Genomic DNA, 4,243 nt, shown 5'->3' on the forward strand with positions numbered 1-4,243 from the left:
CGGCGGCGGCGCATCGGATCAGTAGCGGTAGTGGTTCGGCTTGAACGGGCCGTCCTTCTGCACGCCGATGTACGAAGCCTGCTCGTCGGACAGCACGGACAGGTTCGCGCCGATGCGCGCGAGGTGCAGGCGGGCGACCTTTTCATCGAGATGCTTCGGCAGCACGTACACCTTGTTCTCGTACTCGTTGCCACGCACGAACAGCTCGATCTGCGCGAGCGTCTGGTTCGCGAACGAGTTCGACATCACGAACGACGGGTGGCCGGTCGCGCAGCCGAGGTTCACGAGGCGGCCTTCCGCCAGCAGGATCACGCGCTTGCCGTCCGGGAAGATGATGTGGTCGACCTGCGGCTTGATGTTTTCCCACTGGTACTGGCGGGTCGACGCGACGTCGATTTCCGAGTCGAAGTGACCGATGTTGCAGACGATCGCGTTGTGGCGCATCGCCTTCATGTGATCGTGGTTGATCACGTGGTAGTTGCCGGTGGCCGTCACGAAGATGTCGGCCTTGTCGGCCGCGTATTCCATCGTCACGACGCGGTAGCCTTCCATCGCCGCCTGCAGCGCGCAGATCGGATCGATTTCGGTGACCCACACGGTCGCGCCCAGGCCGCGCAGCGACTGCGCGCAGCCCTTGCCCACGTCGCCGTAGCCCGCGACGACCGCGACCTTGCCCGCGATCATCACGTCGGTCGCGCGCTTGATGCCGTCGACCAGCGATTCACGGCAGCCGTACAGGTTGTCGAACTTCGACTTCGTGACCGAGTCGTTCACGTTGAACGCCGGGAACGGCAGGCGGCCGTCCTTTTCCATCTGGTACAGGCGGTGCACGCCGGTCGTGGTTTCCTCGGTCACGCCCTTGATGTGCGCGAGGCGCTTCGAGTACCAGGTCGGGTCCGCGTCGAGGTGCTTCGCGATCGACTTGTACAGCGCGACTTCTTCCTCGTTGGTCGGCTTCGCGATCACCGAACGGTCCTTCTCGGCCTTCGCGCCGAGGATCAGCAGCAGCGTTGCGTCGCCGCCGTCGTCCAGGATCATGTTCGCGAATTCGCCGTTCGGCCATTCGAAGATGCGGTGCGAGAACTCCCAGTATTCGTCGAGCGATTCGCCCTTGAACGCGAACACCGGCGTGCCGGCTTCGACGATCGCGGCAGCCGCGTGGTCCTGCGTCGAGAAGATGTTGCACGATGCCCAGCGGACGTCGGCGCCGAGCGCCTTCAGCGTCTCGATCAGCACGCCGGTCTGGATCGTCATGTGCAGCGAACCCGCGATGCGCGCGCCCTTCAGCGGCTGCTGCGCCTTGTATTCGTCGCGGATCTGCACGAGGCCCGGCATTTCGGTCTCGGCGATGTTCAGTTCCTTGCGGCCCCAGCCGGCCAGCGCCATGTCGGCGACGACGAAATCGTTGGAAGCCTTGGAATCGATAATGGCGTTCATCACGCCCTCCTTTCTAAAAAGTTTCTAGATTGGTGACGTGAGCGCCGTTCAGGAAGCGGGGCCGGTGCGACGGTCGCGATACGCGCGCCGCACGGCTGCTTGGTGAAGCTTTCCGAGCCTGGCGGACGCAGAGGTCCGTCGCAACGCTCCTCGGAAAACGGAGGGGATTGTAGCAAATCGGCGCGCGGAATGCGCACACGGATGCAGATGCCGAACGCGCGGCGTCGACGCGCGCGGCCGTCAGGAACGGTAAAGGGTCAGGATTCCGCGCCGACCCACGCCTGTTCGCGCAGCCGCGCGCGCAGGCGCGCGACGGCCTGGCTGTGCAGCTGGCATACGCGCGATTCGCTCACTTCGAGCACCGCGCCGATCTCGCGCAGATTCAGACCCCGTTCGTAGTACAGCGACATCAGCAGCTTCTCGCGCTCCGGCAGCCGCTCGATCGCCTCGACGAGCGCTTCGCGCAGGTGCTCGTCGAGCAGTGCCGACAGCGGGTCCGCGTGGTCGACGCGGTAGCGGTCGAGGAACGGCTCGTCGTCGGCCGCGCGGTCGAAATCCTCGTAGTAGATCAGCTGGCTGCCGTGCAGGTCCTGCAGCATCCCCTGGTACTCGTCGAGCGGCATGTTCAGGTGCTGCGCGATCTCGGTCTCGCTCGCCGAGCGGCCGAGATGCTGCTCGACCTGGTGCACCGCGTGCTCGACCTCGCGCGACGTCTTGCGCAGGCTGCGCGGCAGCCAGTCGTTGCTGCGCAGCTCGTCGAGCATCGCGCCGCGGATGCGCTGCGTCGCGTAGGTCTCGAACTGCGCGCCCTGGTCTTCCTTGTAGCGGCCGGCCGCGTCCATCAGGCCGATCATGCCGGCCTGGATCAGGTCGTCGAGGTCGACGCTCGCCGGCATCTTCGCGACGAGCTGCAGCCCGAGGCGACGCACGAGCGGCGCATATTGCGCGAGCACGTCGGCCTGGGACATCTTTCCTTGAGCGTTGTACATCATGGCTCTCTCCTTCCGGTGGCACTCACGCGGCGTGTGCCGCGCCCGCCTCATACGACGGCTTGCCGCCCGCGTGCACGGCGCGGCCCGCACCCGAACGCGGGCGCATCGGCCAGTACAGCAGGTCGGCGGCAATCTGCCGGTAGTCGCGCGCGGCGGCCGACGACGGGAATGCGTCGACCGCGGCACGCGTCAGCTCGCGCGCATGCTCGACGAGCGGATCGGCGCTCACGCAGCCCGCGTCGGCGATCGACACCGTCAGGTAGCGGCTCGCGACGCCCGCGAGGTTGTCGAACGCGACCTTCGCGTCCGCGTGGCTGCCGACGTGATTGGTCAGCACGCGGAACTGCGCGAACGCATGCGCGAAATGCAGCCGCTTCATGCACGCGTATGCCTCGGTGATCGCCTGCGCCGCGACCCGAGTCACGACCAGCACGTCGTGCGCTTCGCGGGCGAGCGCCGAGAACGAACCGTCGGCGCCGAGCTGCGCGTCGACGAGGACGATGTCGGCCGGCCCGTCGATGAAATCGCTGAGCTGCGCGTCGGTGTAGCCGGCGCGCGCGAGCCGCGCGGCGGCGCACAGGCCGAAGCCGGCCGCGACCCGCGTGCGTTCGCCGTCACGCAGCCACGCGCCCGCGAGCGTCGCGCTGGCCGAATGCACGTCGGCGCGCTCGTCGACGACGAGCACGTCCTTGCCGAGCGACGCGAGCGCCGCCGCGAGGTTCACGACGGTGGACGTGCAGCCGACACCCGCCGGCCCGCCCGTCACCGCGACGATGCGCGACGCGCGCCCGGCCAGCAGGCGCCGCAGCCCTTCGGCCTGGTCGATGATTTGTTTATCCAAATCGCACCTCGTGCAGCTCGGCGGTGGAACGTGCGGTCAGTGCGGAAAGCAGCGTCGGCATGTCCTCGTCTTGCGGCACGAAGGGCGAGCCGTCGCGCGGCACACAGAACGCGCTCTTCAGCAGGAATCGGGTCGATGCGACGTACAGGTTCTCCGGCACCTTCTGGCCGGTCGACACGTAGTGGATCGGCAGCTTGTAGCGGATCACCGTGTCGAGCACGCCGCCGAGGTGGGTCGCCTCGTCGAGCTTCGTGAGGATGCAGCCGGCCAGGTCCGGATGCTCGCCCGCGCTGCGGTACGCCTGCACGACTTCGTTGAGCGTGTCGCCATGGCTCGTCGCGTTGAGCAGCAGCAGGCGCTGCACCGGCGCGTTCGCGCCGTGCAGCATCGCGATCTGGTCGGATACCGCGCGGTCGCGCTGGCTCATGCCGATCGTGTCGATCAGCACGATGTGCTTGTTGCGCAGCTCGGACAGCGCGAGCGCGAGATCGCCCGCATCCTTCACCGCGTGCACGGGCACGCCGAGGATCTTGCCGAAGATGCGCAGTTGTTCGTGGCCGCCGATCCGGTAGCTGTCGGTGGTCAGCAGCGCGACCTTGCTCGCGCCGAAGCGCATCACGCAGCGCGCGGCCAGCTTCGCGGTGGTGGTCGTCTTGCCGACGCCCGTCGGCCCCATCAGCGCGAACACGCCGCCGCGCTCCATCAGCGCGTCCTCGCTGTCGAGCACCGGCAGGTTCGCCGCGAGCACCGACTGCGCCCATTCGGCCGCCTGTTCGAAGCTCTGCGCGCCGTCGCCGGACGGCATGTTGTCGACCAGCATCCGCACGAGTTGCGCGGAGAAACCGGCCGAGAACAGGTGCTTCGTCAGCGCGCCATGCACGGCGCTGCGACGCTGGCGGTCGTGCCACATCAGGCTGTCGAACTGCTCTTCCATCATCCCGCGCAGCTCGCCGAGCTCCTGCATCACCGTATC

4 protein-coding genes and 1 riboswitch are annotated in these 4,243 nt (G+C 67.5%); all 4 genes read right to left on the minus strand.

Features of this window, described 5'->3' with window-relative positions; all coding sequences use genetic code 11:
- Positions 1 to 18: 18 nt before the first annotated feature.
- A complete protein-coding gene (gene ahcY, locus ABY44_RS14770; protein ID WP_060174991.1) occupies positions 19 to 1,437 on the minus strand; it encodes an adenosylhomocysteinase in 1,419 nt (472 codons plus the stop codon).
- A 32-nt stretch (positions 1,438 to 1,469) separates the two neighbouring features.
- A riboswitch (S-adenosyl-L-homocysteine riboswitch) is annotated at positions 1,470 to 1,595 on the minus strand.
- Positions 1,596 to 1,694: 99 nt separating this feature from the next.
- Entirely contained in the window at positions 1,695 to 2,429 is a 735-nt protein-coding gene (locus ABY44_RS14775; protein ID WP_006484033.1) for an RNA polymerase sigma factor FliA, read from the minus strand.
- A 22-nt stretch (positions 2,430 to 2,451) separates the two neighbouring features.
- The gene (locus ABY44_RS14780) at positions 2,452 to 3,270 is read right to left on the minus strand and encodes a flagellar biosynthesis protein FlhG (RefSeq protein WP_027788634.1); all 819 of its coding nucleotides are present in this window, start codon (positions 3,268 to 3,270) and stop codon (positions 2,452 to 2,454) included.
- A partial coding sequence (flhF, locus tag ABY44_RS14785) for a flagellar biosynthesis protein FlhF (protein WP_431641363.1) occupies positions 3,263 to 4,243 on the minus strand: 981 nt, incomplete at its 5' end. The genes ABY44_RS14780 and flhF, both read right to left, overlap by 8 nt.

This window comes from Burkholderia sp. ZZQ-2 (genome assembly GCF_050768715.1).
GTDB classification, from domain to species: Bacteria; Pseudomonadota; Gammaproteobacteria; order Burkholderiales; family Burkholderiaceae; genus Burkholderia; species Burkholderia cepacia.

Excerpts from the sequence above, each read along its gene's own strand:
- ahcY (WP_060174991.1), bottom strand. The coding sequence starts at position 1,437 with ATGAACGCCATTATCGATTCCAAGGCTTCCAACGATTTCGTCGTCGCC.
- ABY44_RS14775 (WP_006484033.1), bottom strand. The coding sequence starts at position 2,429 with ATGATGTACAACGCTCAAGGAAAGATGTCCCAGGCCGACGTGCTCGCG.